The sequence below is a fragment of the Antarcticibacterium sp. 1MA-6-2 genome, assembly GCF_021535135.1.
Classification (GTDB): domain Bacteria; phylum Bacteroidota; class Bacteroidia; order Flavobacteriales; family Flavobacteriaceae; genus Gillisia.
The window spans coordinates 485,539-511,181 of sequence record NZ_CP091036.1; the positions used below are offsets into that span (position 1 = coordinate 485,539).

The window sequence follows — 25,643 nt, forward strand, 5'->3', positions numbered from 1 at the left end:
AGCTTAACAATCCTCCCTCGATTCATATATAAGGATTATGGAACATTTAGCAAAAAAAGGAAATTTTGTAACCCTATTACCATTGTTGTTCTTTGTTGTTTATTTTCTCGGTGCGGGAATATATCTGGATGACTTTTATGCCTTACTAGCTCCCATTGCCGTTATTATGGGAATTATTCTTGCTTTCTTTCTCTTTAGAGAACCTGTTGAAGCTAAGGTTTCTACCTTATTAAAAGGTTGTGGTGATGATAAAATAATCACAATGTGTCTTATTTATCTTCTGGCTAAGTGCGTTCACTGTTGTGTGTAAAGCCACTGGTAGCGTAGATGCTATCGTAAATCTGGGGTTAAATTATATTTCAGTTCATTTACTCTATGCCGGGGTTTTTGTGATAAGTGCCTTTTTGTCGCTTTCTACAGGAACATCTGTTGGAGCCATTGTTGCTCTTGCAGCAATAGTGATGAGCTTTGCCGATAAAACAGGTGCTTCACTCTCTGTTCTTAGTGCTTCTCTTCTAGGAGGTGCAATGTTTGGTGATAATCTTTCCTTTATTTCAGACACCACTATTGCTGCTACTCAGTCCATGGGATGTAAAATGAAGGATAAATTTAAGCAGAATTTTAAGATCGCTTTACTAGCTGCTGGCATCACTCTTATTATTCTCCTTGTTCAGGGATTTTTTCTGGAGGATTCTATATACTTATCCAATTCTGCTAAGATTGAATTAGTAAGGATCATTCCTTACCTGCTGGTGATTATCCTTGCGATAATCGGGGTCAATGTTTTTGCTGTGCTTTTAACGGGCATATTTGCTGCAGGAGCTATTGGCCTTTTCTATGGAAATTTTGATATGATGGGCTTTGCTAAATTGAGTTATGAAGGTTTTACGGGAATGACAGAAATTTTCCTGCTCTCAATGTTAATGGGTGGCCTTGCCGCTTTGGTTACAAAAGAGGGAGGTTTAGAGTATATCTCACGATTTATAAACAAAAAGGTAAATAGAAAGACCGGGTATCTGGGAATTGGATGCCTTGTGGGATTTACTAATTTTGCAATTGCAAATAATACAGTGTCTATTATAGTTACAGGGAGTATTGCCAAAGACATCTGTAGTAAATTGAAGCTTGATAAGGTAAAAGTAGCTTCGGTATTAGATATTTTTGCCTGTTTTACCCAGGGACTTTTACCTTACGGAGCCCAGGTACTATTGATATTAAGTTATGCTGAAGGTAAAATTGGTTATTTTGATTTAATTGCCAACACCTGGTATTTATGGCTTCTTTTGGTAGGTACACTTTTTTATCTACAGCTGAAGATTAAAAAGTCACCACCAAAGATTTCGGAGACTCATAAAATTGTTGCTGTATTGGAAGCTTAAATTCTCCGGCTGCCTTATTTCTGAAGAAGTCTTTTCTCAAAGGAATATCTACTATTTAAAATTATATTTGCGCTGTCAAAAAGTGATGTATGAAAATTAACCATGAAGAGGATTCAGGAAAGCTCGAACAGGAACAGGTAGATTCCTGTATTGCGGTACTGGAGAAGTTATTAGCAGATACCAATCAAATCTTTGATTTGCCGGAGGAGAAAAGAATAGCCTTAATGACAGTGGCAGGAAAGCTTTCCAGGCCCAGCAGGGAGGAGTTTTCCCAACGTAAAAAAAATGCAGAAAAGGCAGCAAAGCGAAAAATGATTGAGCGTGACAAGCACGCACGTAAGGAGACTGGGATTAGAAGCGCAAGGGAAGCTGCCGTGTTTACTGCTCCAAAAATGATCACTCTTTCGGGACCTGTTGAAAAGGATGAAAAGGAACTGGAATCTCCCCGTAATTGTTACGTCTGTAAAAAGGTCTACACAAAACTTCATCATTTTTATGACACGATGTGTACCGAATGTGGTGACTTTAATTACTTAAAGCGTTTTCAAACGGCAGATCTCACAGGACAGGTTGCTGTAGTGACAGGTTCCAGGCTAAAAATAGGTTATCACATCACTCTCATGTTACTACGCGCAGGGGCAACAGTAGTGGCCACTACAAGGTTTCCTGTAGATTCCGCAATAAGGTATTCAAAAGAAGAAGACTTTTATAAATGGAAAGACAGGTTGAAGATCCATGGTTTGGATCTAAGGCATATTCCCAGTGTGGAAATTTTTTGCAATTACATCGAGCAGGAATATGACAGGCTGGATATTCTAATTAATAATGCAGCACAAACAGTTAGACGGCCTTCAGGATTTTACAGGCATCTTATGGACAAAGAAGAGATGCCAATTTCTGCTTTGCCCAAATCTGTTCAGGAGTTGCTAAATGACCACCAAAATTGCCTCACGGAGCTTAAATCCTTCAGTAAAAATTTACCCGGAAATCAGAATAAGAATCTGCAGGTTAGCTGGCATGGACAGGAACCCGGGATTGGGATAAGAGCTTCAGCAAAACTTTCGCAGATACCCTACAGCTTTGACAATTCGATTTCAGCTAATGAAGTCTTCCCGGAAGGACAACTGGATGCCGATCTTCAACAGGTAGATCTTAGGAAAACGAATAGCTGGCGTCTCACATTGGGTGAAATTGAAACAACCGAAATGGTAGAGGTACAGCTGGTAAATTCCATCGCTCCGTTTGTTCTTTGTAACCGCCTGGCCGAATTGATGAAGAAGGACAATACAGGAAAGAAACACATTATTAATGTTTCTGCAATGGAAGGAAAATTCCAGAGGTTTAAAAAAAGAAGATCGTCACCCGCATACTAATATGGCTAAAGCAGCTTTAAATATGCTTACGCATACATCTGCAGGAACACTGGCTAAGGATGGGATCTATATGAATGCAGTAGATACGGTTGGGTAACAGATGAAGACCCTGCCGAACTCTCGCAGAAAAAAGTTGAAGTTCACGATTTTCAACCCCCGCTGGACATTGTAGATGGTGCAGCTCGTGTACTGGATCCATTATACGACGGCATTAATACAGGAAAACACTGGTGCGGTAAATTTCTGAAAGATTACTTTCCTATAGATTGGTAGAAAAATTTTGAATCTCCTGAATAATATTAGCTAACACTGGAAATAGCTAATAATGATGGGATGATTTTTTTTTGTTTCAGAACATTCCATTCCCTCTAATAATTCTGTAGTTTAGAAGCTCTTACATTTTGTGACTCTATGACTATAAGAAAAATCCTTTGTCTCTGCTTCCCTGTTATATTTCTTTTCTCCTGTGGAGATGAAAATTTAACAAGCCTTCATAATTCAAATGTAGTGAAAGCATACAGCGGCTGGGAAAAATATTCCGGGACCAGGGACGGGATGAGGTATTCTTCTGCAACACAAATTAATCTCTCAAATGTTTCCCGGTTAAAGGAGGTTTGGCGCTACAGCAGTAAAGACAGGGATCCTGAAAACCTAGGTCGCAAAATCAAAATAATCCTATAATTATAGATGATATTTTATACGGGGTTTCACCACAACTAAAACTTTTTGCACTTGAAGCGGCAACAGGAAAGGAGTTATGGAGTTTTGATCCTGCAAAAGTTAATGTTTCAACCAATGAAGATCCTATGGCATTTTTTAAAGTGAGTAGGGGAGTTGTTTATTGGGAAAATAAGAACGGAGGTGAAAATCGTCTTTTTCACAACGTAGGAGCAAAGGTGTATTGTATAGACGCTAAAACCGGAAAACCCATTAAAGAGTTTGGAACTAATGGTTTTTTGGAGCTTTCTAAAAACTTAGGTCGGGATGAAGGAATTTTTAATCCCTTTATTGCCGCAACAACTCCGGGTGTCACCTTTGGGAATCTTCTTATAATGAGTATGCGGGTGGCAGAAACGGCAGATGCTGCTCCCGGAAATATAAGAGCCTATAACGTTCTAAGTGGGAAACTGGAATGGACGTTCCACACAATTCCGCAGCCAGGGGAGGTTGGTTATAATACCTGGCCCGATAAAAATGCATGGCAGAAACTTGGAGGAGCAAACTCCTGGGCAGGAATGTCCCTGGATGAATTACGAGGTATAGTATATGTGCCTACAGGATCTGTTTCAGGAGATTTTTACGGCGGAATTAGAGAGGGAAAAAATTTATTTGGTAATTCTCTTATTGCTTTGGAAGCAGCAACAGGAAAATATTTGTGGCATTACCAAATAGTACATCACGACCTTTGGGACCGTGACCTTCCTGCAAATCCTAACCTTGTTACCTTACATAAGGATGGTAAAACTATTGATGCTGTTGCACAAATTACCAAACACGGGTATATATTTTTATTTGACAGGGTGACAGGAGAACCCATTTTTCCTATTGAAGAAAAACCTGTACCACAAAAAGCTTTACCCAGAGAAAAACCTTGGCCTACACAACCAATTCCCACTTTACCTGAACCATTTTCGAGGCAAAGCTTCACCAGGGAAGATGTGGCAAAATTATCTCCTGAAACACATCGGGAATTGCTGGAAAAATTTGACCAGGTTAAATATTCCGAAATGTTTACACCACCATCTAAAGAAGGAAGCTGGATATTTCCCGGCTTTGACGGTGGCGGCCAATGGGGTGGTGCGGCAGTAGATCCCCAAACCCAAATATTGTATGTAAACAGTAGTGAATTACCCTGGTCTCTCACTATGGTGGACGTTCCAAAAAATGATGGTTCTATTGAATTAGGAAAAGCAACTTATAACAAATACTGCCTTTCCTGTCATGGGGCAAACCTGGAAGGAAACTCACCTTCGTACCCTTCTCTTATTGATCTTAGTTCCAGATTAGAAAAGGAGCACGTGCTTCAAATTATCAATAATGGCCGTAATATGATGCCTTCTTTTAAAAACATCCCGGAGAATGAGAAAGAAGCAATGCTGGCATATTTGCTTGATCTTAAAAATTCGTCCGATCTTAAAGAACCTGGACAGGCTAAAAATTTGGTGGGTAAAACTTCAACCAGCATTTTAGAAGAGGTTCCTTATACAATGACGGGCTATAACCGCTTTCTTGACAGCAATGGCTATCCCGGGATCACTCCCCCTGGGGAACATTGAACGCTGTTGATCTAAATAGTGGCAAGTTGATCTGGAAGGTTCCATTGGGAGAATATCCTGAACTAACAGCCAAAGGAATTGCTCCTACAGGCACAGAAAATTATGGTGGCCCGGTGGTTACAGCTTATGGCCTCGTATTTATAGCAGCGACAAAAGATTCAAAAATAAGAGCCTTTAATAAGAACACTGGGGAAATAGTTTGGGAAGCAAAACTTCCTGTACCCGGATATGCAACTCCGGCTGTTTATACTGTAGAAGGGAGACAATTTTTGGTAATTGCCTGTGGGGGAGGAAAGATTGGTAGTGAAAGTGGCGATGAGTATGTAGCTTTTGCTCTTCCGGAATAATTTTTTAAATATTTTCAAAAGTTGATAGCATTCTTATTACTATTTCAGCTTTAAAAATAGCAAGGAGATTTCCTAACTTTACAGGATGTCAAACACTATTAAAGATCAACCTGAAATTCTTGAAAAACTGGGTATTGAAAAACTCAACCCAATGCAGGAAGCTGCCGGGGCGGCAATAAGATCTCATTCCTCTGTGGTATTGCTTTCTCCAACTGGAACAGGTAAAACTCTTGCCTTTCTCTTCTAGGTTATACAGGATTTGGATAAAAATCATAAAAAAGTTCAGGTTCTTATTCTCGTCCCATCTCGCGAACTCGCAATTCAAATTGAACAGGTTGCAAGAGAAATGGGAACAGGATTTAAAATTAATTGCGTCTATGGCGGAAGAGCCTTTTCTAAAGATAAAGTAGAACTTGCCCATAATCCTGCCATTCTTATTGGTACTCCAGGACGAATAGCAGATCACCTGCGAAGAGAAACTTTTTCAATATCGAATATAAAAGTTCTTGTTCTGGATGAATTTGATAAATCCCTGGAAATAGGATTTGAAGCTGAAATGCAGGAAATCATTGAAGCTTTACCAGCAGTGGAAAAGAAGATCCTTACCTCGGCTACCAATGCTGTTCCCATTCCAAAATTTGCAGAAGTTAAAGAACCCGTGACTGTAAATTTTCTGGAGTCTGAAAAACCTGAGTTACAGGTGAAGACGATAATTTCTCCCACAAAAGATAAACTGGACTCTCTCTTTGAACTCCTTAATCAAACCGGCAATCAGTCAGGAATTGTTTTCTGCAATTTTAAAAACAGCATTGCAGAAGTTAGTGACTACCTGACAAAAAAGGGAATTAGCCACGGTATGTTTTATGGGGGGCTGGAGCAGAAGGACAGGGAAAGATCTCTTATAAAATTTAGAAATGGAACTCACAGGGTATTACTGGCCACAGATCTTGCCGCGAGAGGTATAGATGTTCCTGAATTGGGCTTTATAATTCATTATCAGCTTCCTTTTAAGGAAGAAGAATTTACTCACAGGAATGGTAGAACGGCCCGAATGAAGAAAAGTGGCGTTGCCTACGTGCTTCGCTGGGAAAAAGAAAACCTTCCGGAATTTATAGATGCGGAGACTGCAGTGAATGAAATCAGGCAGAGGAATGAGAGTGGAAAGGAAGTAGGGGAGTGGACTACTCTTTTTATTTCCGGAGGAAGAAAAGACAAAATTTCGAAGGGAGATATTGCCGGGTTATTCCTTAAACAGGGCAATCTTGAGAAAGAAGAGTTGGGTGCAATAGAACTTAAACAGGATTGCGCTTTTGTTTCGGTACCTTCCACAAGGTCACAGGAATTGGTTGATCAACTAAACAATTCCAGGCTAAAGAAGAAGAAGGTGAGGATCTATAAAATATAAATTAATGAGCCAGCAAATTAATAACCCACTACACGGCATTAAACTACAGGACATGCTGGAATTTCTGGTGGCAAAATTCGGTTGGGAAGAATTGGGGAGCAAAATAAAAATTCGTTGTTTTAACGAAGATCCTTCTATTAAATCCAGTTTAAAATTTCTTAGAAAAACAACCTGGGCGCGCGACAAGGTAGAGCGGCTTTATCTCCAGAGTAGACAGAAATAAAGTTAATGAGCTTCAGAAAGCAAGTAAATACCCTAAAAACGGACATTTTGTTATTCAAATTTATAGGAATTTCCTAATTAGTAGTAGCCTAAAAAATGCATTTGTAAAAAGGAAGTGCATTATTTTTCTAAAATAATAAAAATGGCTAAGTTTTATTAATTATGGGGTTTAATATCAGCTAATTGCGGTTTTTATTTTTAGTTTAGTAGAGTCAGATTTCAGTATTATTTTATGGATTCTTACTAAAAAATAATTTATGGCAGCTTATTTAAATTCCGAAGAAGTTCAGGATTCTTTAGACGCATTAGTAAAGCAATATGTAGAAGAGAGTATAAATAAAGAAGTGCTCCCACAGGATTTTGTGGAACTTATAAAACACAACTTCTTTGCGAAATACGCATATTATAATGTCAAAGATAAAACCGTAGAAATTGGGGTAAATGAAAATAGTGGTCCTGTATCACCTTATCCACCGTTAACTGTTTATTCTTATCCAATTGAAGATATTGAATGGCTATCAAACTCTTTTAAACAGGGAGCATTTCATCTTGAATTTTATGGGAAACTTTTAAGCCGAAGTCAGGGACCGGGAAAAAGTAGAGTTGTTTTTATCTAGTAGTATAAGCCTTTTAGATAGAAATAAATGCACTTATTCTTCTATTTCAATCTCTTTTTAAGTTAAGCAGAAAACACCTAAAGCTGTCTTAAAACAGGATGATCTTTTGTACATAATCCTAATCCTTCGTATTTTAATGGAAATTAGGTATAATTATGTTACACAAAATAGATGTAGGAGATAATAAGGTTGTAGGTTTTCGCTGGGAAGGAAAATATGACGAGAAAGGAGTAAAACAATCTTTTGTACAATTCCTGCCTGAATTACAGGCACGTCCTGAAATGAATCTTTACCTCGAAGTAGGTAGCCTTACAGAAGTCGAAGCCAAAGCAATTTGGGAGGAAGTAAGGTTTGATATTAAAAACCTGCAGCAAATTGTAAAGAAGATTGAGAAAGTAGCTCTGGTGACTGATATGAAATGGATGCGAACCATGGCAGAAACTTCGGCAACCCTTTTTCCGGGTATTGATTTAAAAGCTTTTTCTTTTAAAGAAACTGATGCTGCAAGAGGATTTGTAACTGATTGAATTCAAATAAAATAATTTTTAGAAAAGGAGGGAAGCATATATATTTTCCCTTTTTCTTTTTTTATTCAACTATATTACTACATTTGTAGTGAAGAAACTATATTTGTGGAGATAAAACAATTAAATAAGACAGAATTGCAAATCATGAAATACCTCTGGAAAATAGAGAAAGGTTTTATGAAAGATATTGTAGAGCAGTTCCCGGACCCCGCACCAGCCTATACCACCATTTCAACCCTGGTGGGTAGAATGGTAGATAAGAAATATATAGGATTTAAAAAGTTGGGAAGAGATAAAGAATATTTCCCTTTACTTCAAAAAAATGTATACTTCAGTGCACACCTAAAGGATATGGTGTCTAACTTTTTCAATAATTCTACTGCTCAATTTGCTTCCTTTTTTACGAAAGATGCAGACTTAAGTATGGAGGAACTGAAAGAACTTCAGGAGTTGCTGCAAAGAAAAATGGATCAAAAGAAAAAATGATGCTTCACTATATTTTCTATTCTATAGCAGCATTAGGTATAACCTATACTCTCTATCGACTCCTTCTAAAAACAGAAAAATGCTACATCTTCAACAGATCATTTCTGCTGGCTACCTTGATTCTGTGTCTTCTTGCTCCAACTTTAAACCTGGATTGGGGTCATAGTATGAGGCTTAAAAATATTCAGCTTAATGAAATAGTGAGAATGCCTGATATTCCTGAGGAAAATCCTCAAATTACCACAGTACAGGTGGTTGAAAAAAAAGATTACTCACCGTTTATAATATTAAAAGCCTTCTATTTCTTTGTCTGCTGTTTATTAATATTCAGGTTTGTAAGAAATCTTTGGATAATAAAGAAGCTGATTAGCTCGGGTGAAGAAAAAGCTATAGAAAATTTTAAGGTAATTGAGATTGAAGAAAAAGGAAATCCCTTCAGCTTTTTCAATTTTCTCTTTATTAATACCGAAGATCTTACGAACCAATCTTATGCCCGAACTATTTTTAGCCATAGAAGATGCGCATAGACGGCAGTTACATTCCTTTGATATTCTTTTAATTGAAGTTTTTAATTGCTTTTTCTGGTTCAATCCTTTTGTTTGGCTTTATAAAAAGGAAATTCTTGAGAATCACGAATACCTCGCAGATCATTCAGCTATAGAATCAGGTCTTAATCAGGAACAATACTCTTTAGATATAATACGAAATGGGCATAAATCTCCTCAGAAATTTATTAGCGGATTCAGTTTTATTCAAACCAAAAACAGGCTTCATATGTTACACAAAAAAAGATCATCATTTTTGGAAAAGAGCCTTAGAATTGGGATTGTTTCAGTACTTTTTGCTGTTGTCTTTGCAGTAAGTTCATTCACCACGGGTACTGCTCCTTTTGTTGTAGTTGTAGATTCGGGCCACGGTGGAAAGGATCCCGGAAATTTAAATGAAAAAGATATAAATTTCCAGATCTCACAGCAGCTTAAAGAATTAAGCAGTGATAATGATATTAAGATTATTCTAATAAAAGAAGAGGATAATTTTCTAACACTGCAGGAGAGAACAGAATTTGTCAATTCTCAGGGAGCAGATTTTTTCCTTAGTCTGCATTGCAGTGCAGCACCAACCAAAGATCCCAGGGGGATAAGTCTTTTTTATAGCCCACAAAGTAATCTTCACGAAAAATCGTTCAATTATACCTCGGTTCTCGCATCTCATCTGGTGGAAACCACAGGAAAAGCTGAAATTAAAACGGCTAATTTTTACATTCTTAAAAAGAGTAATCTTCCCTCTGTGCTTGTGGAAATGGGATTCCTAACAAATCCAAAGGACCGGGAAATGCTTGAGGATCCAGGGCAGCAAAAGAAACTGGCACAGAATATCTATGAAGGTTTACGTAAGATTAAAAAATTAGATATTAAATAAAAGATATTTAGAAGTGCTATTTATGTGTTTCCTGAAAATCAGTTATACTTTCCCTCAAAAAAAAGATGTACTTTCGCCGCTTATTTAAAAAAAGCTTAAATGAAGCGTGTAAATGAATACAAGAAGCTGTTTCAGGTCGAGAAAGAAATAGATCTAAAGCAACTTAAAACCACCTATAGAAACCTGGTGAAGGAGTGGCACCCGGATAAATTTCTGGAAGGAGATGAAAGACAGAGTGAAGCTGAATTTAAAAGTAAGCAAATTATTGATGGCTATCACTTCCTTGTAAGTATTGCGCCGGAGACAAAAGCTGCGAACCTTGAAGAATATACAAATACACTATCTGAAGCAGGAATTGCAGATCTTCAACACAAAGGAAATGTACTGGAAGTAAGTTTTACAGATGGTACTACCTATGAATATTTTGGAGTGAACAAAGCCCTTTTTATAAAACTAATTAATGCCGACAGGCAGTTTAGATTTGCAAAGAGAAATATCTTTAATACCTTCCTTTACAGAAAATCAAAAAAAGATCTTGATTTGCAGGCAGTTTAATATTTTCTGCTAATGCAATTATTAATCCCGGGAAAAATTTTTCCGGGATTTTTTTCTGAAATATTTTATCCTCTTAACCGCTTCACAATAGTTTTACAATAGTCTTTAGAATAGATTAGATCTGAAATTTATTCAGGAGAATAAGAATGCCAACCCGGGATATTTTATTTTTTAAATAACTCACAGCAGTCTTCTTCGCTTTTTTTGTACTTTTCTTTTTGTTTCACCTAATTTAAATATTTTGAAAAGAAAATTACTCCTCCTGATTTTATTCGTGGCATTTAGTGCTGAGCTAATTGCTCAAAATCCCGGATTGCACAATTCTACGCTTTCACAGGCAGAACCTGTAAGTGTAGGTGTGTCACCCCAAAGACTTGAAAAAATTGACAAAATGATACAGGATGCCATTGCTGATAATGAAATTCCCGGTGCAGTGGCTCTCATCGCCCGTAACGGGCAGATCGTCTATCATAAGGCTTTTGGTACAGCAGATGCCAGCGGAAGAAAACTAAAAAAAGATGACATTTTTCGTTTGGCTTCCCAATCAAAAGCTATTACTGCAACGGCGGTAATGATCTTGTGGGAGGAGGGAAAATTTCAGCTGGATGATCCAATTTCCAAATACATACCAGAATTCTCTGAACCAAAAATTCTGGTAAATTTTAATGAAAAGGACAGCACATTTCTTGCAAAGCCCACAGAGAAACAAATTACGATTAGACATTTATTGACTCATACTTCCGGACTTGGATATGGTATAATTGACGGTGACGAAAGGATGAAAAAAATATACCAGAAAGCCGGGGTCACCGATCTTTTTACTACAAAACCAATTAGCATCGAGGAGAGTGTAAAAAAACTGGCTGAACTGCCACTGCATCATGAACCCGGGGAAAGATTCACATACAGTGAAGGGCTTGATGTGCTGGGATATTTGATCGAAAAAGTTTCAGGAAAATCTTTTGATGTTTTTTTAAAGGAAAGAATATTTGAACCTCTGGGAATGAATGATACTTACTTTTATCTTCCAGAAAACAAGAAAGATCGAATGGTACAGGTTCAACAAAAAACTAACAATGGCTGGACGAAATATACCTCGACAAATTACGATCCTGATTATCCTGTAAAAGGTGCGAAAAAATTCTTTTCAGGCGGTGCAGGCTTGTCAGGAACTGCTGTAGATTACGCTAAATTCCTCCAGATGTACCTAAATGGCGGAGAATTAAATGGTACAAGAATATTAAGCCGTACTACTATTAAAAGTATTATGGGCGATCAAACCGGAGACCTTTGGGGTGGAGGAAATAAGCATTATGGCCTTGCTTTTGGAGTGCTTACAGAAAAAGGAGAGGCAGCCGGAGGGGAAGGCAGCACAGGAACTTTTGACTGGGGAGGCTATTTCAACACCCAGTATTTTGCCGATCCTGAAGAAGAAGTTATTGGTATTCTCCTGAAGCAAACCCGGGGGCAGGACAACGATGAGACGGGCTGGAAGTTCCGGCAAATGGTAATGGCAAGTGTGAATGATTAATCCCGGCTATTATTTTATAGTACTTTAATTTTATAACAAACCTTCACAACATTTTTACTCAAGCTTAAGAATTCATATTTAGAAAATTAAATACTATAGCGTATCTTTACCAAAATTCTAAAAAAACTTTTTATACCGAATGGCAAAATCGCAACAAACATTTAATAAGATAGAGAAGGAAAAACAACGCGCTAAAAAACGTGAAGAAAAAAGAAGAAAAAAGAAGAGCGCAAGTCAAATCCTAAAGGCAGCGATTTTGACATAGCCTATGTCGATGAATACGGTAATCTTACTGATACTCCACCAGATCCTTCCAGAAAAATTAAGGTTGAAGCTGAAGATATTGTCCTAGGTGTACCTAAGAAAGAAGAGGGAGATGAAGAAGATACTAAAAAAGACAAAACTGGAAAAGTTTCCTTTTTTGATCACTCAAAAGGTTTCGGTTTTATTATAGATGATAACACTCAGGAAAAGTACTTTGTTCACGTAAGTGGTCTTATAGATGAGATTGATGAAAATGATAAAGTTACTTATGAGTTGGAGCGCGGAATGAAAGGTATGAATGCAGTACGCGTGAAGAAAATATAATTAGTAATAAAAAGCAATTATAATATAGGAGCAGCGAAAGCTGCTCTTTTTCTTTTTTAAAAATTATAAATCCTAATCTTCCAGCTCCACTATAACTTCAATCTCAACAGCTATATCAAAAGGAAGGCTCACGTGGCCAACTGCAGCCCGGGCGTGTTTTCCCTTTTCTCCAAAAACTTCAAGCATTAAGTCGGAAAATCCGTTGATTACCTGTGGATGTTGATTAAATTCCGGAGTCGAATTTACCATACCATGAACCTTGACAAATTGTTTGATCCTGCCCAGGTCTCCGCAGGCGGCTTTTAAGGTGGCAAGAATTGTTATTCCGGTTTCTCTTGCAGCTTCATAACCTTCTTCCACGGTAAGTTCTTTTCCCAGCTTTCCCTTTGAAGTTGAACCTATTCCTGAAAGGAAAATAAGATTCCCTGCTTTTCTCCATTTTACAAAATTGGCTACGGTTTCTTAACTTCAGGTAATTCAATTCCCAGTTCCTGAAGACGTTCTTCCGGAGTTTGAGCCTGAAGCACAGAAAAAGAGGAGGAGACAAAAATTAAAATTAAGAGGATCTTCTTCATCATATTGGTAAAATGCCTGGTTTCCATAAATTTAAACTTTCTTTTTTACTTCAAATAAGATTGATTAAACATATTGTAAGGCGGAAAAGATGCAGCAGACAGAGAATAAAAAACAGGAAGAATGGGTAATAGTGTAGAAAAAATAGCATTAGGCGGTGGCTGCCACTGGTGTACAGAAGCAGTATTTCAGGAATTAAAAGGAGTTGAAAAAGTGGAGCAGGGATTCGTGGCTTCTTCCGGTAAAAATTCATCTTTTTCTGAAGCTGTTATTGTCTATTTTGATCCCACTTTAATTCCTTTGGAACGTTTAATAGAAATTCATCTTCATACTCACAGCAGTACCTCTGGCCACAGCATGCGGTCCAAATATAGATCTGCCATCTATACCTTTAACGAGACCCAAAATATTAATGCAAGTAATATCCTTCAGAATTTGCAACTGGCGTTTAAAAAGTCCCTTGTAACCGAGGTTCTTTCCTTCAGAAAATTTAAGATTTCAGCGGAAGAATTTCAGAATTACTATAAAAAAGATCCTTCCAAACCCTTTTGTCGATCTTACATAAATCCCAAACTGAAGAAATTGTTGCTGGAGTTTTCTGAAAATTTATAAAATGTATAGCACTTAATATCCTTAATATTGCAACAAATTTAAGAGGACCTTTTATGAGTAAAACCCCTAATCCTTTATTTATTGTTCTGGCTTTTTTTTCGATCTATGTGATCTGGGGTTCTACATATCTACTTAACAAAGTTGCGGTGGGGGAGTTGCCTCCATTTATGTTAGCTTCTATTAGATTTATAAGTGCGGGAATTTTGATTTTTATACTGTGTAAGATTTTAAAAATTAGCCTCGCTATAACACGCCGACAGATATTTAATACTATGATAGCAGGCTTTCTGTTTCTCACCCTGGGAAACGGAGTTGTGGTATGGGCTCTTAAATATGTTGACAGCGGATTTGCAGCTCTTGAAATTTCGGCACAACCACTGGTAGTCCTGCTGCTTATGCGTATTCTTGAAGGAAAAAGGATTCGTCCCATGTCTATTGTAGGAGTTGTACTGGGGATTATAGGTATTTATTTACTGGTAAGCCAGAAACAGGTTGTTAACCAGGAAAATTCTGTAATTGGAATGGGGTTAATTTTCCTGGCATTACTCAGCTGGGCTTATGGAAGTCTTTTTGTAGCAAAAGCGAACCTTCCATCTAACTATTTTGTCAATACCGGGTACCAGATGTTGAGTGGTGGAGTGATGTTATTCCTGGCAAGCCTTTTATTTGGAGAAACCTGGAGTGCGCCTACTACCTGGAGTTCACCCACGCTGTATTCTATGATGTTGCTTGTGATTTTTGGTAGTATTGTCGCATTTACTTCCTTCAATTATTTATTAAAAGTGGTAAGTCCCGAAAAAGTGGCAACTTCTACCTATGTCAATCCCATAATAGCATTACTGCTAGGCTGGTATTTTCTAAATGAACAGGTGACCACCCAATCTTTAATTGCAGCCGTAGTTCTTTTAACTAAGCGTGTATTTTATTAATAGCCAGAAAAAATTAATCCTATTTTCGAGGTTTGCCAACAGAACTATTGAAAAAGGAGATCTGGAAATTTAGATTTTTTGGTCAACCTGAATAATTACAGTCTATTATAAAAAAACCACCAATTCAAGTGGTTAGGTGGTTTTGAGGTAAGTTTTAAAATGAAGGTTTTTTCCTGGAGGGAATATATATTTATCGCGTTAGTATTTGAACACCTTCTATATTGATCTCCATATCTACTCCATTCATGGTCATCACCTGGTTATTGTCAAAGCTTAAAACCATTCTATTGGCAGTTAATTCAGTAATAGTAGCCTCACTTATTCCCACTGGACTCATAGTAAAAGAACCGTCAGCACTTACATCTTCTTCACTGGTAGTAAAAACATTTCCATTCACTGCATACGTACCGGAGCCATCAAGATTTGATATTGGAACTTCCTGAACATCTGTCATTCCTTCTGTATTAGTGGTTAGTCGAAGCGTGTAGCTTCCCGCACTCGTATATGTATTGTCGCTGTTTAATTTTACTGTCACATTAGATTCCATTAATTCTCCGGTAAAGGAAGAATTCATGGACATTCCATTAAAGTTAAATGAAGATGTACCCGTGTAACTCATATCTTCTAATTGCCATTCCCCTGCAAGATTGGATGTTTCTACTGAAGGACCATCATCTTCACCTGAACAGGATACGACACCAAGAGTAATAAAAGCTAGAATTAAATACCTGAAATTTTTCATTTTTATATGGGTTGATTAGTTACAGAACCACAGAAGAACCAGGTAGGGTGGAAGCTGGAAATGGGCAGCAAAATCTTCTGGAACCAAAATAGTTAATTCTTTGAATTTACTTTGAGCGATTCACTTGTTTTCGATAAAAAGTGAAAAAAGCCCATAACTTACCATATAAAATGTATAAAAATTCACGACTAGCGAGAAAATCCTTTCTATTTGGCTTTTATTAAAAAAAGAAGTTATAGAAGATGTTACAGATAACTAGCGTGCTTCCAGTATTAAATCTGTACGTTTTGGAGCAGAGTATTTTCCATTATTCTTAGGAGAAGAAGTGTTTTGTGTTTTTATTGTGGGTGCGGTAAGAGTCGCCACAGTTTGATCGTCCACAATGTAAATCCTTTTTTGATTGGTATAAACAGTATAATATTTCCAACTGGAACCTATAGAACACGCGACTATAAATTCGTTCTCAAGTACTTTTTTAATGTAAAAATTTTTACAGGACTCAAGCTTACTTAGAAAAAAAGCTTTTTCTATTTGTGCTTTTTCGAAAGTTCCAGGTAATCTCCAGTCTATTTCGGTAATATCATTTTTTTTGAGAGATGAATTTGAAAACCCAATAGTGAACACAATAAAAATTGCCACAACCAAAATGGCGAATATTATTAAGAGGGTTTTCATGAGGAAGTGCGTCTAAGGCGCAAGGTATTTCTTTTAAAGGGTCTTCTAATTAGATTTAATATAAGATAAAGTTATAATTGGCAGTATATTACCAGGGTGTGGGAAAAAGCTGACGTGTGTGTGGTTGCTATATGAAAACTTATATAATGACACCAGATATATTTGTCCTATAATTTATATTATGTAAAATAGAATTTATTGTAAAATGTCCTTTCAAACAAACCCTTCTTCCAGGAAACCTCTTCTCTTCTAATAGATTTATAAAACAATTAATACATCCTTAATAGTGTTTGTGACAGCAAAGCAACATCTTTAAAAAATAATTCTGGAAAAGTTTACTTATGAAGATAAATAAAGTAACTGTTTTTGGCTCGGGACATTTAGGAAGTCAATTGACTTTTTTAATTGCTTTTCAAAAATTTGACGTGACAATTTACGATCTCGACCTCGGCCTGCTTGAAGAAGCTAGAACGAAATTCAGGGAACTTGGCGATCAATTCCGGGATCACTATAATGCTACACAAGAAGAAATTGATGCTGCTCTTGCAAATCTGGCTTATTCTGCCGATATAACGGAAGCTTCGGGAAATGCTGATATTGTTATAGAAGCAATTCCCGATGAACGTGATATAAAGAAGGAATTCTTCACTAAACTTGGTAAAGTTGCCCCAAAGAATACAATTTTTGTGACCAGCTCGTCTCACCTCCTACCTGAAGATTTCGCTAAAGAGACAGGAAGACCGGAAAAGTTTCTGGGAGTGCATTTTCCGGATGAGCTATGGAAGAAAAATTCAGCAGAAATTATTGAACATAAAAAAACTGATCCTGCGGTAACCGCGACAGTTGCAGGTTTTATTGAAGATATAGGCCTTGTAATTGCTTCTTAATAAGAGGTTCCAACGGAATAAATTACTTGTGGATTCCTCGGGAAAACTTATTGTATTATTTATTTTAGTTTTTGAAATTCCAGTACTCAATGAAAATTTTACAAATTGGTTCCCCTAAATGCGGCAATTTCTGGCTGTACAAGATCCTACAGCAAATATTAGAATTATCAGGCAATCCTTCTTCAAGTTTTATTCAGCAACATCCTATCCAGGAAATGGCAAAGAGCTGGGAACTCAATTATCCTGAGCAGGCACAGATTGATCAAATAAACATCACCGATTTGCAGACGGTATACAGGATTAGCAGCATTTTCCAAATGCCTATTGATGATTGGCCTACATATCTTAGCAAAACGAACCACGTTTGGACACATTCTCCATTTTGTAAAAACAGTGGAAATGTCTTCGAGCTGTTTGATAGAAAAATTTACATTATACGAGATCCACGGGATATGGCAATTTCGGCTTCCAAATACTATTGTTCAGAATATATGCTGAAGTATTTTCCCCAGGAAGAATCAAATCCTGAAAGGTTTCTTGAAAAAAACTTTGATAAGCTTCTTCAGGAATGGGTTTGGCACGTTTGGGATCACCTGCGGGTAAGCAGTAAATACAATATTCATGTCGCTTATTTTGAAGGTTTTTTGCAGGACTTTCAGAAGGAATTGTCTCTGCTGCTGGATTATTTAGGCACCAGCCTTACCTCTTCGGAAAGATTAGAACTGGAGCAGGCTGTAAGTTTTTCAACTCTTAAAAGGAAAAATCCGAAACATCTTAAAAAAGGGGCTTCAGGATATTGGAAAGATCAGTTAACCGATTATCAAATTTCCAGAGCCGAAGTTATCGCAGGTCCTTTGCTGGAGTACCTCAAGTATTCCGAAGAAACTGAAACTATTAATTTTCGCAGGGATTTTCCGCAGGAGGATTTTGAAGATTTAAAAGCTGAAATTATCGATTCACAGCAGCCTTTATATAATTAAAGTTTACCACACTCCCAGCTGGCGACCTACAGTTTTTAATTGACCTATATGATAGCCTGTATGATGCAGTAAGGTCATTGCTGCCCAGGAAAATGTTTTCCCATTGCTTTGAAGTTCATATAAAGGAATTGAGTCATCCTTAATAAGATCTATAACTTCTTGTAGCTCCTGCTCATATTTGTCTATTTCTAATTCCCATTCTTCACGGCTTTCCGGTTGATGATTTGGTGGCCACGGAGCATCCGGCCAAACATTTTTATTGTTCCCGGGATCTTTAATAAAATTTAAAAGCACCTGTTGTCTCCCCCGTATATGGCCCAGTAATACCCAGGCAGAGAAATGTAATCCATCCAGGATTATCCCGGCTTTCTCATAACTAAATTCTCTTAGTAAAATAACATTAGGTGCAAAACCACCTTCCAAAAGTTCAATTATTTGCTCCCTAAGCAAAATTTCCTGAGCCATTTTTTTTTCAACTTTTCAAGCTTATTTATTTATTGTAAGCAAATTTTAATATTATTCTTCTTCTTTCAATGGACGTTAGTCTCCTCTATAGGAGATAGATGCCCTTTGAGAACTGTTTACTGAAGTATTTGTATCTCCATTGGGAAAAATTGTAATCATAAACTGAAGATTTTCTGATTCATGATTTCCCTCAAACTTTAGCATATAATTATTCTTTTGTTCATTATGAGTAATATTAAAATTTTTGGGTACACCTTCATATCTAATTCCACCTTCAGATCCATATCCCCCGCCGGAATGTCTCACCCCGTAATAAGGTAAAAAAACATCTACGCTATCTCCCTTAACCCGAATATAGTTGGCATTGCCAATTAAGTTAACCATACTTCCACCTAAAGGCATAAGCCATTCATTTTCTATTTCAAATTCACGCTTTGTAATGAGGTCTTCAAAATCTCCAGACCCATTGCTCTCTCCTGTAGAACGGCTCGTTCCACAGGCCATAATCGTCAATAAAAGAAAAGACCAGTATTGTAAAAGCCTTCCCTCCTATTCTCCACTTTTCATAAAAATTTTTCATAGTATATATTTTTTAATCATTCTAATCCCCGGAATAATAGTTCTTACTTAATGTACGGAAATATTCAGTAAACGTCATATTAGATTTTCATGGGCAAAATAAATCACAATTATCGAGCCTCAACTCTCATAGGAGTAACTGTTATTCCTATGCCTGTAGAATATTTTGGTTGCTACTCTTCCTATTTAAAATAAGTAAATTTATAATGATAGTGATTAGCTCTAAAAGCAATCATAAAACTTAGCTAACAATAGGCTAATTCATTTGGGGGTTCCCGTTAAATTTATTTTATTGGCTATACATTTAAAACAACATTTATGGATGCTAGATTTCAATATGTAAAGTTAGAGAGAAGCGAAAGTCTCGAAGAATTTACCCAAAAAAAACTTGACAAACTGGAAACAAAATATGACTGGATTATAAGTGCCGAAGTGCATTTTAAAAGACATGAGCCCGAGGAACCAAAAGGATATATTTGTAATATAAGCTTAAGTGGTCCGGGTCCTATAATTTTTGCTGAATCTAATGAAGAATCTTACGAAGCTGCCGCTGCAGAAACAGTAAGAGATCTGGAAAAACAGTTGTCTAAACGAAAAGGACAAATGAAATCTTATTAGTCCTGCTTTCTTAGATGAAAAACCTTTTCCGGATTAATGGAAAGGGTTTTTTTATGACTAAATACACAATTGACAAAAGATAAAAAATGCCCGCGTCTTATTGCGGGCATTATTCATTTACCTTAGAAGAAGTCTATTTTATTTGTTGTCTCTCATTTCCGGTCACAGTATTTTTATCTACAGCATTCACTTCCTCATTATTTAATTTGGATTTGAATTCATTTATTATTCCTCCCTTCAGCAAGATTTGAATTTGCTTAGTCACTCATGGAATGTTTAGTTTCGATCTCTAAAATATCACCGCTCTCTTTTTTAATTTTCACCCGGATATTATTCCTGTTGGAAACATCGTTTCTCAGGTTACTAAAGCTAACCATATCTCCCTGATCTATTTTTTCAAGATCACTAATATCAAGAAATTCCAGCGGCAAAATTCCGAAGTTCACCAAATTCTGCCAGGCAATCCTTGCATACGAATTAGCTATAACCGCCACCTGCCCCAAATATTTAGGTGCGAGAGCAGCATGTTCCCGGCTGGACCCCTGTGCATAGTTATCTTTTGCTACTACTATATGTCCACCATATTCTTTTTTAGTTTTTTGAGCACGATCATAAAAACTATCATCTATAACTGAATAAGAGAATTTACTTATTTCAGGCAAATTACTTCTAAAAGGAAGGACTTCTGCCCCTGCCCTTAAAATCTCATCTGTGGAAATATTGTCCCCCATTTTAAGTAACACAGGAACCTCCACGCTATCTTTTAGTGGTTCAATTTCTGGCAGAGTTTTAATATTAGGACCTTTCTTTAATTCTACCTGGTCGCCATCCTCAGCTGGTGGAACTAACATCATGGTATTTATTAATTCTTTCTCCGGATATTCATATCGCGGATAGTTCATGTCAAAGAGTTTCTCAAGGTCCCGTGGATCTGTAATCTTTCCTGTCAATGCAGATGCAGCCGCGGTTTCGGGACTACACAGATATACCTGATCATCTTCGGTTCCGGATCTGCTCGGGAAGTTACGTGGCATGGTTCGAAGACTTATAGAATCAGATGCCGGGGCCTGGCCCATTCCAATACAACCCATACAACCCGATTGATGAAATCTTGCTCCGGAAGCTATTAACTTTTCAAAGCCTTTGTTTGCAATTAAATTCTGGATTACCTGTCGCGAAGTGGGATTAACATCAAAAGAAACATTTTCTCTAACAGTTTTTCCATCTACAATAGCTCCAGCAACCCAAAAATCCCTCACCCCGGGATTTGCCGAAGAACCAATAACAACCTGTCCTATCTCTAAACCTGCAACTTCACTAACGGGAACAACATTCCCTGGGCTTGTTGGTTTTGCAATTAAGGGTATTAATTCATCCAGCACTATCTCGTCGTGGAGATCGTATTCACAACCTTCATCAGGAAGTAATTCTATCCAATCTTCTTCCCTATGTTGAGATCGTAAAAATTTCTTTGTTTCCTCATCACTAGGGAAAACAGTTGTTGTTGCTCCAAGTTCTGCGCCCATATTGGCTATTACATGACGGTCCATTGCACTCAATTCTTTAAGACCTTCCCCGTAATACTCTATAACCTTTCCCACTCCTCCTTTTACATCGTATCTTCTAAGCATTTCGAGAATAAGATCTTTAGCACTTACCCAATCCGGCATTTTTCCGGTAAGCTCAACCCCCATTACCTGTGGCATCTTTACAAAATAGGGCTGCCCTGCAATTGCTGCAGCAACGTCCAATCCTCCTGTACCTATTGCCAGCATCCCGAGAGAACCTGCAGATGGCGTATGACTATCGGAGCCCACCATTGTTTTTCCCGGTTTTCCAAATCTCTCCATATGTACCGGGTGGCTTACTCCATTACCGGGACGGCTGTACCACAGTCCAAATTTTTGTGAAGCTGAAAGTAAAAAAGCATGATCATCGGCATTTTTAAAATCTGTTTGTAACAGGTTATGGTCAACATATTGTACAGCAACTTCAGTTTGAGCTTTCTTAAGGTTCATAGCCTCAAGTTCCAGTTGTACCAGTGTTCCTGTGGCATCCTGGAGTAATGCCTGGTCAATTTTAATTCCAATTTCCTTTCCGGGAATCATTTCCCCTTCCAGAAGATGCTCCTTGATCAATTTTTGTGTAACATTCAATTTCGACATAGTTGGTAGTTTTTGATCTTTAAAATATAATTTTTGAATGGATAAACTAGATGGTTTAACAATATCTTATACCTTGGGCCGCTGCAGAACCCTTACTTTTAAAACTGATAAAATTTATAATATGAAGTATCGTTTATGAAATCATCTACAACCACAATTATTAAACGTGCAGTTGTAGGAGGAATTGTTTCAACCCTGTTCATGGCAACAGGGACTTTTATTATTGGAGAAACCTCTGGGTACGAAGCAAAAATTTTAATTACCAGTTCTCTCTCGGGGGTTAATATGTTATGTAACACCGTAATTCTCGGCTCTTCCACAATTCTCGCCTTAATGCTCACTCTTTTAAGCCTAAGCCAAGTCTGCAGATTCTTCTCTCACCAAAACACATTACAGGCACGTACTGGCAATTGCGAAGGTTGATACTATATTAATTATAGTTGCAGTAGTCACGTTTATGATGCTTAACCTTCCAATTACTGAGAGTAAGGAACTACCTCAATCCTGGTATAGCATTATCTATTATGTGACCCTGGGAATGTCAGCAATAATTGGTGGTGGTTTTATAGCTTTAATAACAATGCTCTACGGCACAATTGCAAATGTTATTCTTATAGTTGGTTTGGGAGTTACAGATCATCCTCTGGTCGATGATGACAGGGAAGAAAAAGAAGAACGGGAGAAGAGCAAATAAAACTTTTAAAAATAGAAAAAGACTATCTGAAAAACATTTCCGGCACCAAGCTGAATATTGTTGAACTCCGTGACAGGAATAAAATCAATATTGTGAATGATGCTAAAATGCTTTAGAAATAGTCTTATTCTATTAAGTTCATTCTATTAATCCTGAATTCGGCTAAGAACACTTAAAATGTCGGCTCTTTGTCCTTCATCAATATTAAAAGCAGGTTTTCCTCTTAAAGGAAAAAAATAGGTGAACGGCAGTACGTATGCCCCCCAGCTTTCTGCAAGACCATATTCATCGTTTTTGCTGTCAAGCTTTCCGCGCGTAAAAGTATTTAGATCACTATCGTATGGAGAACCATCGGCATCGGCTCCGGTAAACAGCATTCCATCATTTATGTCAGAATATATAAGCACAGATCCACCACCATTTCCGGGAAGATCAGTAATTGTTAATCCAAAAGATTTTACAATTTCATTTCTACCTGTAATATCCTTTAAAGTATCTCCATCTTTAGGCGAGATACGGGGATGCATATATACAGGGGCACCATAAGCGTCTGCAGAGAGGGTTTTTACATCGGCATAAGCGGTTTTATAGACAAGGTGATTTGAAATTAGAATTCCTTTAATTGTATACCCGTCAGTAACCAGCTTTTTAACTGCTTCTCGGGTGGCTTCCTCTACTACATCAATGAGAATAATATCTTTTCGGTTAAGGTGTCGAATGGCATATCCCTGGTGGACTCCCCCATCCCTTTCTCCTCCTTTAATAATAAAAGTGTCGGGAATAAGTTTTAAAAATTTTCCTGTTTCTCCTTGTTCTATAAATTCTGCACTTTGGCTATGCAAAATTTCCATTTTATCAACCTTCTTCATAATGTATAATAGATTTTAATTAGAAAAATTAATTTACAAAGGGGGGCATTATGTTCAAGAGGATTTAATACTGTTTAACGATGTATTTAATAGTTCGTTAACGACAGTGCGTAAGCAGAAAATTGACCGTGGTGAGAGAAAGAAAAAGAGCAGTTCAAAGAATGGCCTCTATAGCTGAGTACCGGAATAGAACGACCGTCTTTTTTAAGAACAATTTGATTTTCGCAGTAATTTTTTATCTCAGCGAAATGTGAGATAAAAGTGGATCTTAAATTTTCTGAAGAAGACATGATATTTCTAATGACTTCCCTTTCTTCTGAAACTGATGCCATAGTATGAATGTATTTATTGCTAAAGGAACTTTGGGTTAAATAAATATCTTCCCCACACTGTACTTTTCCTTTAGCAGAATTTTCTTCAGAAAAAAGAATAGTACAGGAAAAGCTTTTTGGACGATAGCTGCGTTCTAAACTATACCTGCGTTGGTGAGCTTTATACGCAGCTTCTTTCATAGACCATAGAAGCCAAACAGCCAGGTGGGGTTTGGGAGATGATAAAATCTTTTCCTGCTCTTTTAAAGTAAATAATTTTTGAAGAAATCCCTTACGTCTCCAGTTACTTTCCTTAATGGCGGCGTTGAGATCTACAATATCATTACCAATCACTTTTCTGCCATTTTTCTTTGTATAATTTCCCTCGCATCACCTGCAGTTAACATCCCGTCCATTGATTCATTATCAATTTCAATATTAAATTCATCTTCCACATCGAGAACTACATCCACCAAATTTGCTGAATTTACCTGCAGGTCGTTAATAAAATCTGTTTTATCATTAAACCCCTCAAGAGCACTTTTTTGCTGCGCATAGGGAGTGACTATTTTTTTTAATTTTTCGAGTATATCGGTATTGCTCATTTTAAATATCTACTTTATTATATTTCCTCTTTTACTGGTGAAGAATAAGTCTCAACGCATTTTCTAATATAGGCTATTTTAAATTATTTGAGTATGACTGGTGGATCAACAGGAATTAAATTTTTTAAAAAATTGTACGTCATAAAGTTTCCAATTTCACGAAACATTTTCCTTAAAAATTAGAGTTTATATTGAGAAGTTCAGTTGTGGCGAGAACAAATCTTAGTAGTGTTATAAATTAATCTGATACCCCCAGATTTCATTCTGAAAGTTCATGGGTAAGATCAACTGGTTCTTTTCCTGTAGAAATAAAATATCTCCTGAACTTTTTTCAGATTGAATGGCCTCACTAAAATTTCCCTCCTTATCAATCTTATAAATTGTTCCTGTCCCCCAGTCTGAAACATAAAAAGAATTTTCTCGGGCTTCCTGTATTCCATCCAGGTTTCCAATTCCTTCATTAGTGACATTTCCCACTTCTTTAGTTTCAAGGTTTATTCTTAGAAGGTTTCCATCATGATTTTCTCCCCAGGAACCTACATATAAATGGTTCTCGTGAACCAGTAAACCATTTGGAGTATTTAGTTTAGGAGTTTTCAGGTATTCCTCAATTTCAACCTCTTTTCCACTACTCCCCAGCGGTTGGTCTTTCATTTTGCCGGGTATTTTATAAATAGTATTCTGGCCCATATCTGAGAAATAGATCGCGCCATTTTCATCTGCGGTTATATCATTGAGAGAAACAGCTCCCTCGACAGGAATCTTTCTGGAGATTTGTCCCTGATCTATATCTATTTCTACTACTTCGGTATTGTTGGTAACGTATAGTTTGTCATTGTGGATCAAGAGACCTTTTGGATCTTTTAACCCGGTTATCCACTTCAATTCTATAATTTCGCCTTCCGAAGTAATTTTGGATATAAAACCGTCACCGTCTTTATCATCTGCCATATTTGAGACGTACATTACATTATTTTGCCCGTCATAAATCACCGACTCAGGGTGACTGAAACCTCCTGCTTTAAAAAGTAGTTTAGCATTAGTCTGAGCAAAAAACGAATGACTAGTAAAAAGAAAACAGATTAAAAACACCTTTAAAAAAATAGTCTTCATAATTAATAGGATTTTCTCTAAGATACGAAATCGGAAAATAAATCCTGTTCTATACGTATTTCTGGATATTGCTTCTTTTAAAGAGTAAGTGAAAATGGAAG

General features: G+C 37.1%; 29 protein-coding genes and 5 pseudogenes. 22 read left to right on the plus strand and 12 right to left on the minus strand.

Annotated features, from left to right (window positions below; translation table 11 throughout):
- Positions 1-37 precede the first annotated feature (37 nt).
- The 16 genes and pseudogenes from LZ575_RS23130 to LZ575_RS02455 all read left to right on the plus strand — a co-directional run bounded on the left by LZ575_RS23130 (position 38) and on the right by LZ575_RS02455 (position 12,725).
- Positions 38-310 carry a hypothetical protein gene (locus LZ575_RS23130; RefSeq protein ID WP_311195935.1) on the plus strand — a complete coding sequence of 91 codons (273 nt, stop codon included), beginning with the start codon at positions 38-40 and terminating at the stop codon, positions 308-310.
- A complete protein-coding gene (locus LZ575_RS02385) occupies positions 303-1,379 on the plus strand; it encodes a Na+/H+ antiporter NhaC family protein (protein ID WP_311195936.1) in 1,077 nt (358 codons plus the stop codon). Before LZ575_RS23130 ends, LZ575_RS02385 begins: the two co-directional genes overlap by 8 nt.
- Before the next feature lie 89 nt (positions 1,380-1,468).
- A pseudogene (locus LZ575_RS02390) lies at positions 1,469-3,025 on the plus strand (SDR family NAD(P)-dependent oxidoreductase).
- Between the two features lie 234 nt (positions 3,026-3,259).
- Positions 3,260-3,433, plus strand: coding sequence for a hypothetical protein (locus LZ575_RS02395; protein ID WP_235328126.1), 174 nt, complete (start codon positions 3,260-3,262; stop codon positions 3,431-3,433).
- A gap of 11 nt (positions 3,434-3,444) precedes the next feature.
- Positions 3,445-5,028 (plus strand): c-type cytochrome, encoded by a 1,584-nt coding sequence (locus LZ575_RS02400; protein ID WP_235330658.1) that lies wholly within the window; start codon positions 3,445-3,447, stop codon positions 5,026-5,028.
- A gap of 26 nt (positions 5,029-5,054) precedes the next feature.
- Positions 5,055-5,375, plus strand: coding sequence for a hypothetical protein (locus LZ575_RS02405; RefSeq protein ID WP_235328128.1), 321 nt, complete (start codon positions 5,055-5,057; stop codon positions 5,373-5,375).
- Positions 5,376-5,460: 85 nt separating this feature from the next.
- Positions 5,461-6,780, plus strand: a pseudogene (locus tag LZ575_RS02410) (DEAD/DEAH box helicase).
- A 4-nt stretch (positions 6,781-6,784) separates the two neighbouring features.
- Positions 6,785-7,003, plus strand: coding sequence for a VF530 family DNA-binding protein (locus LZ575_RS02415; RefSeq protein ID WP_235328130.1), 219 nt, complete (start codon positions 6,785-6,787; stop codon positions 7,001-7,003).
- A gap of 256 nt (positions 7,004-7,259) precedes the next feature.
- A complete protein-coding gene (locus LZ575_RS02420; protein WP_235328132.1) occupies positions 7,260-7,619 on the plus strand; it encodes a hypothetical protein in 360 nt (119 codons plus the stop codon).
- Positions 7,620-7,774: 155 nt separating this feature from the next.
- The gene (locus tag LZ575_RS02425; protein WP_235328134.1) at positions 7,775-8,146 is read left to right on the plus strand and encodes an STAS/SEC14 domain-containing protein; all 372 of its coding nucleotides are present in this window, start codon (positions 7,775-7,777) and stop codon (positions 8,144-8,146) included.
- A 144-nt stretch (positions 8,147-8,290) separates the two neighbouring features.
- Positions 8,291-8,632, plus strand: a complete 342-nt coding sequence (locus LZ575_RS02430) for a BlaI/MecI/CopY family transcriptional regulator (RefSeq protein ID WP_235328136.1) — start codon at positions 8,291-8,293, stop codon at positions 8,630-8,632.
- Complete coding sequence (locus tag LZ575_RS02435; RefSeq protein ID WP_235328138.1) at positions 8,629-9,159, plus strand: hypothetical protein; 531 nt, start codon at positions 8,629-8,631, stop codon at positions 9,157-9,159. The genes LZ575_RS02430 and LZ575_RS02435 overlap by 4 nt, the downstream gene beginning before the upstream one ends.
- On the plus strand, positions 9,122-10,051 hold the full coding sequence (locus LZ575_RS02440; RefSeq protein WP_235328140.1) for an N-acetylmuramoyl-L-alanine amidase: 930 nt from the start codon (positions 9,122-9,124) through the stop codon (positions 10,049-10,051). Before LZ575_RS02435 ends, LZ575_RS02440 begins: the two co-directional genes overlap by 38 nt.
- Positions 10,052-10,150: 99 nt before the next feature.
- Positions 10,151-10,606, plus strand: coding sequence for a KTSC domain-containing protein (locus tag LZ575_RS02445; RefSeq protein ID WP_235328142.1), 456 nt, complete (start codon positions 10,151-10,153; stop codon positions 10,604-10,606).
- Between the two features lie 241 nt (positions 10,607-10,847).
- Positions 10,848-12,137 carry a serine hydrolase gene (locus LZ575_RS02450; RefSeq protein ID WP_235328144.1) on the plus strand — a complete coding sequence of 430 codons (1,290 nt, stop codon included), beginning with the start codon at positions 10,848-10,850 and terminating at the stop codon, positions 12,135-12,137.
- A gap of 139 nt (positions 12,138-12,276) precedes the next feature.
- Positions 12,277-12,725, plus strand: a pseudogene (locus LZ575_RS02455) (cold-shock protein).
- 72 nt (positions 12,726-12,797) lie between these two features.
- Here LZ575_RS02455 and LZ575_RS02460 read toward each other — a convergent pair.
- Both LZ575_RS02460 and LZ575_RS02465 read right to left on the minus strand, forming a co-directional pair.
- Positions 12,798-13,142 carry a RidA family protein gene (locus LZ575_RS02460; RefSeq protein WP_311196087.1) on the minus strand — a complete coding sequence of 115 codons (345 nt, stop codon included), beginning with the start codon at positions 13,140-13,142 and terminating at the stop codon, positions 12,798-12,800.
- A gap of 35 nt (positions 13,143-13,177) precedes the next feature.
- The gene (locus LZ575_RS02465; RefSeq protein ID WP_235328146.1) at positions 13,178-13,327 is read right to left on the minus strand and encodes a hypothetical protein; all 150 of its coding nucleotides are present in this window, start codon (positions 13,325-13,327) and stop codon (positions 13,178-13,180) included.
- 94 nt (positions 13,328-13,421) lie between these two features.
- Between LZ575_RS02465 and LZ575_RS02470 the strand changes: the two genes are divergently transcribed.
- A complete protein-coding gene (locus tag LZ575_RS02470; protein ID WP_235328148.1) occupies positions 13,422-13,910 on the plus strand; it encodes a peptide-methionine (S)-S-oxide reductase in 489 nt (162 codons plus the stop codon).
- Between the two features lie 53 nt (positions 13,911-13,963).
- Positions 13,964-14,912 (plus strand): annotated as a pseudogene (locus LZ575_RS02475) (EamA family transporter).
- Positions 14,913-15,029: 117 nt separating this feature from the next.
- On the opposite strand, the gene LZ575_RS02480 reads toward LZ575_RS02475, so the two are convergent.
- Both LZ575_RS02480 and LZ575_RS02485 read right to left on the minus strand, forming a co-directional pair.
- On the minus strand, positions 15,030-15,581 hold the full coding sequence (locus LZ575_RS02480) for a lipocalin family protein (RefSeq protein WP_235328150.1): 552 nt from the start codon (positions 15,579-15,581) through the stop codon (positions 15,030-15,032).
- A 255-nt stretch (positions 15,582-15,836) separates the two neighbouring features.
- The gene (locus LZ575_RS02485) at positions 15,837-16,256 is read right to left on the minus strand and encodes a hypothetical protein (protein ID WP_235328152.1); all 420 of its coding nucleotides are present in this window, start codon (positions 16,254-16,256) and stop codon (positions 15,837-15,839) included.
- 341 nt (positions 16,257-16,597) lie between these two features.
- Between LZ575_RS02485 and LZ575_RS02490 the strand changes: the two genes are divergently transcribed.
- Both LZ575_RS02490 and LZ575_RS02495 read left to right on the plus strand, forming a co-directional pair.
- Positions 16,598-17,143 (plus strand): 3-hydroxyacyl-CoA dehydrogenase NAD-binding domain-containing protein, encoded by a 546-nt coding sequence (locus LZ575_RS02490; RefSeq protein ID WP_235328154.1) that lies wholly within the window; start codon positions 16,598-16,600, stop codon positions 17,141-17,143.
- 89 nt (positions 17,144-17,232) lie between these two features.
- Entirely contained in the window at positions 17,233-18,123 is an 891-nt protein-coding gene (locus LZ575_RS02495; protein ID WP_235328156.1) for a sulfotransferase domain-containing protein, read from the plus strand.
- Between the two features lie 3 nt (positions 18,124-18,126).
- Here LZ575_RS02495 and LZ575_RS02500 read toward each other — a convergent pair whose 3' ends face one another.
- Both LZ575_RS02500 and LZ575_RS02505 read right to left on the minus strand, forming a co-directional pair.
- Positions 18,127-18,588, minus strand: coding sequence for a hypothetical protein (locus LZ575_RS02500; protein WP_235328158.1), 462 nt, complete (start codon positions 18,586-18,588; stop codon positions 18,127-18,129).
- Between the two features lie 75 nt (positions 18,589-18,663).
- Positions 18,664-19,092 carry a DUF4251 domain-containing protein gene (locus tag LZ575_RS02505; protein ID WP_235328160.1) on the minus strand — a complete coding sequence of 143 codons (429 nt, stop codon included), beginning with the start codon at positions 19,090-19,092 and terminating at the stop codon, positions 18,664-18,666.
- 393 nt (positions 19,093-19,485) lie between these two features.
- On the opposite strand from LZ575_RS02505, the gene LZ575_RS02510 reads away from it, so the two are divergent.
- Positions 19,486-19,785 (plus strand): HPF/RaiA family ribosome-associated protein, encoded by a 300-nt coding sequence (locus LZ575_RS02510; protein WP_235328162.1) that lies wholly within the window; start codon positions 19,486-19,488, stop codon positions 19,783-19,785.
- A 133-nt stretch (positions 19,786-19,918) separates the two neighbouring features.
- On the opposite strand, the pseudogene LZ575_RS02515 reads toward LZ575_RS02510, so the two are convergent.
- Positions 19,919-21,950, minus strand: a pseudogene (locus LZ575_RS02515) (aconitate hydratase).
- A 98-nt stretch (positions 21,951-22,048) separates the two neighbouring features.
- Positions 22,049-22,291 (minus strand): hypothetical protein, encoded by a 243-nt coding sequence (locus LZ575_RS23135; RefSeq protein WP_311195937.1) that lies wholly within the window; start codon positions 22,289-22,291, stop codon positions 22,049-22,051.
- A gap of 116 nt (positions 22,292-22,407) precedes the next feature.
- Here LZ575_RS23135 and LZ575_RS23140 point away from each other — a divergent pair, with 116 nt between their 5' ends.
- On the plus strand, positions 22,408-22,644 hold the full coding sequence (locus LZ575_RS23140; protein ID WP_311195938.1) for a hypothetical protein: 237 nt from the start codon (positions 22,408-22,410) through the stop codon (positions 22,642-22,644).
- A gap of 146 nt (positions 22,645-22,790) precedes the next feature.
- On the opposite strand, the gene LZ575_RS02525 is transcribed toward LZ575_RS23140, so the two are convergent.
- From LZ575_RS02525 to LZ575_RS02540, 4 genes are all read right to left on the minus strand, one after another.
- Positions 22,791-23,513 carry an MBL fold metallo-hydrolase gene (locus LZ575_RS02525; protein ID WP_235328165.1) on the minus strand — a complete coding sequence of 241 codons (723 nt, stop codon included), beginning with the start codon at positions 23,511-23,513 and terminating at the stop codon, positions 22,791-22,793.
- Positions 23,514-23,599: 86 nt separating this feature from the next.
- On the minus strand, positions 23,600-24,178 hold the full coding sequence (locus LZ575_RS02530) for a 4'-phosphopantetheinyl transferase superfamily protein (protein ID WP_235328168.1): 579 nt from the start codon (positions 24,176-24,178) through the stop codon (positions 23,600-23,602).
- A complete protein-coding gene (locus tag LZ575_RS02535; protein WP_235328172.1) occupies positions 24,175-24,429 on the minus strand; it encodes an acyl carrier protein in 255 nt (84 codons plus the stop codon). Before LZ575_RS02535 ends, LZ575_RS02530 begins: the two co-directional genes overlap by 4 nt.
- A gap of 231 nt (positions 24,430-24,660) precedes the next feature.
- Complete coding sequence (locus LZ575_RS02540) at positions 24,661-25,542, minus strand: SMP-30/gluconolactonase/LRE family protein (RefSeq protein ID WP_235328175.1); 882 nt, start codon at positions 25,540-25,542, stop codon at positions 24,661-24,663.
- Positions 25,543-25,643: the final 101 nt, after the last annotated feature.

Bases quoted from the DNA above. Each gene is read 5' to 3' on its own strand.
- LZ575_RS23130 (WP_311195935.1), top strand. From the start codon at position 38: ATGGAACATTTAGCAAAAAAAGGAAATTTTGTAACCCTATTACCATTG.
- LZ575_RS02415 (WP_235328130.1), top strand. From the start codon at position 6,785: ATGAGCCAGCAAATTAATAACCCACTACACGGCATTAAACTACAGGAC.
- LZ575_RS02420 (WP_235328132.1), top strand. From the start codon at position 7,260: ATGGCAGCTTATTTAAATTCCGAAGAAGTTCAGGATTCTTTAGACGCA.
- LZ575_RS02425 (WP_235328134.1), top strand. From the start codon at position 7,775: ATGTTACACAAAATAGATGTAGGAGATAATAAGGTTGTAGGTTTTCGC.
- LZ575_RS02430 (WP_235328136.1), top strand. From the start codon at position 8,291: ATGAAATACCTCTGGAAAATAGAGAAAGGTTTTATGAAAGATATTGTA.
- LZ575_RS02435 (WP_235328138.1), top strand. From the start codon at position 8,629: ATGATGCTTCACTATATTTTCTATTCTATAGCAGCATTAGGTATAACC.
- LZ575_RS02440 (WP_235328140.1), top strand. From the start codon at position 9,122: ATGCCCGAACTATTTTTAGCCATAGAAGATGCGCATAGACGGCAGTTA.
- LZ575_RS02445 (WP_235328142.1), top strand. From the start codon at position 10,151: ATGAAGCGTGTAAATGAATACAAGAAGCTGTTTCAGGTCGAGAAAGAA.
- LZ575_RS02465 (WP_235328146.1), bottom strand. From the start codon at position 13,327: ATGGAAACCAGGCATTTTACCAATATGATGAAGAAGATCCTCTTAATT.
- LZ575_RS02470 (WP_235328148.1), top strand. From the start codon at position 13,422: ATGGGTAATAGTGTAGAAAAAATAGCATTAGGCGGTGGCTGCCACTGG.
- LZ575_RS02480 (WP_235328150.1), bottom strand. From the start codon at position 15,581: ATGAAAAATTTCAGGTATTTAATTCTAGCTTTTATTACTCTTGGTGTC.
- LZ575_RS02485 (WP_235328152.1), bottom strand. From the start codon at position 16,256: ATGAAAACCCTCTTAATAATATTCGCCATTTTGGTTGTGGCAATTTTT.
- LZ575_RS02490 (WP_235328154.1), top strand. From the start codon at position 16,598: ATGAAGATAAATAAAGTAACTGTTTTTGGCTCGGGACATTTAGGAAGT.
- LZ575_RS02495 (WP_235328156.1), top strand. From the start codon at position 17,233: ATGAAAATTTTACAAATTGGTTCCCCTAAATGCGGCAATTTCTGGCTG.
- LZ575_RS02500 (WP_235328158.1), bottom strand. From the start codon at position 18,588: ATGGCTCAGGAAATTTTGCTTAGGGAGCAAATAATTGAACTTTTGGAA.
- LZ575_RS02505 (WP_235328160.1), bottom strand. From the start codon at position 19,092: ATGGCCTGTGGAACGAGCCGTTCTACAGGAGAGAGCAATGGGTCTGGA.
- LZ575_RS02510 (WP_235328162.1), top strand. From the start codon at position 19,486: ATGGATGCTAGATTTCAATATGTAAAGTTAGAGAGAAGCGAAAGTCTC.
- LZ575_RS23140 (WP_311195938.1), top strand. From the start codon at position 22,408: ATGATGCTTAACCTTCCAATTACTGAGAGTAAGGAACTACCTCAATCC.
- LZ575_RS02525 (WP_235328165.1), bottom strand. From the start codon at position 23,513: ATGAAGAAGGTTGATAAAATGGAAATTTTGCATAGCCAAAGTGCAGAA.
- LZ575_RS02535 (WP_235328172.1), bottom strand. From the start codon at position 24,429: ATGAGCAATACCGATATACTCGAAAAATTAAAAAAAATAGTCACTCCC.
- LZ575_RS02540 (WP_235328175.1), bottom strand. From the start codon at position 25,542: ATGAAGACTATTTTTTTAAAGGTGTTTTTAATCTGTTTTCTTTTTACT.